The 1,615-nt window shown below is 74.4% G+C and carries 1 pseudogene; it reads left to right on the plus strand.

Going from position 1 to position 1,615, the window contains the following annotated elements:
- Positions 1-1,615, plus strand: a pseudogene (locus SSOG_RS39650) (acyltransferase domain-containing protein); the annotation flags it as partial.

Genomic DNA, 1,615 nt, shown 5'->3' on the forward strand with positions numbered 1-1,615 from the left:
TCGCCCAGCAGCGCGTCATCCGCCAGGCGCTCGCCGACGCGGGCCTCGCCCCGGGCGAGGTCGACGCGGTCGAGGCACACGGCACCGGCACCACCCTCGGCGACCCCATCGAAGGCCAGGCCCTGGTCGCCGCGTACGGAGCCGGACGCTCGCCCGACCACCCCCTGTGGCTGGGGTCGGTGAAGTCCAACATCGGGCACACGGGAGCCGCGGCGGGGGCCGCCGGGGTCATCAAGATGGTCCAGGCGATGCGGAACCGTACGCTGCCCCGCACCCTGCACGTGGACACCCCGTCCCCTGCACATCGACTGGACCGAGGGAGCCGTCGAACTGCTCACCGAGGCGAGGGAATGGCAGGTGGCCGGCCGTCCGCGGCGCGCCGCGGTGTCCTCGTTCGGCGTCAGCGGCACCAACGCCCATGTAGTGCTCGAGGAGGCGCCGCCGCCCGGCCCGCGTGAACCGCGCGGCGAGCGGCCCCCGGCCGTGCCGCTGACCGTGTCGGCGGCGTCGGCGGAGGCGCTGCGCGCCCAGGCAGCGCGGATCGCCGCCGACCTGCGCGATCAACCGGAAACCGACCCCCTGGATGTCGCCGCCTCGCTCGCCCGTGGCCGCGCCGCTCTGGAACACCGGGCCGTGATCGTGGACGGCGACCGCGACGGACTGCTCGCCGGGCTCGACGCGCTGGCGGCCGGGAAGACACCCGCCTCCGTCGTCCAGGGCGTGCAGCGCGGCGACCCGCGCGCCGTGTTCGTCTTCCCCGGGCAGGGCTCGCAGTGGCCCGGCATGGGTGTCGAACTGCTGGAGCACTCACCGGCCTTCGCGACCCGCCTCGGCGAATGCGCCAAGGCCCTGGAGCCGTACGTCGAGTGGGACCTGCTCGACGTGCTGCACGGCGCGCCCGGCGCACCGCCCCTGGACGCCGTCGACGTCGTACAGCCCGCGCTGTGGGCGGTGATGGTGTCGCTGGCCGAGGCGTGGCGCGCCGCCGGGGTCGAACCGGCCGCCGTCGTCGGCCACTCCCAGGGGGAGATCGCCGCCGCCTGCGTCGCCGGTGCGCTGTCGCTGGAGGACGGCGCGCGCGTGGTCGCCCTGCGCAGCCGCATCATCCGCCAGGACCTTGCGGGCCGGGGCGGCATGATGTCGGTGGCCCTGTCCGCCGACCGTACGTCCGGGCACCTGGCCGACTGGGACGGCCGCCTCCAGCTCGCCGTCATCAATGGCCCCGGCTCCGTCGTCGTGTGCGGCGATCCGCAGGCCCTGGACGAACTGCGCGAGCGGATGGACGCCGAGGGCGTCCAGACCCGTCGCATCCGCGTGGACTACGCGTCCCACTCGGTGTTCGTGGAGGAGATCCGCGACCGGTTGCTCACCGAGCTGACCGGTCTGACCCCGCGCACCTCGGACGTCCCGTTCTACTCCACCGTCACCGCCGGCCAGCTGGACACCGCGGGACTGGACGCCGCGTACTGGTACACCAACCTGCGGCAGACCGTCCGCTTCGAGGAGACGACCCGGGCGCTGCTCGCCGACGGCTTCGAGATTTTTCTTCTAGTCCAGCCCCCACCCGGGCCTGCTGGCCGGGCTCGGCGAGACCGCCGAATCGGCCGGGGTGCCC

It is taken from the genome of Streptomyces himastatinicus ATCC 53653 (genome assembly GCF_000158915.1).
Lineage (GTDB): Bacteria > Actinomycetota > Actinomycetes > Streptomycetales > Streptomycetaceae > Streptomyces > Streptomyces himastatinicus.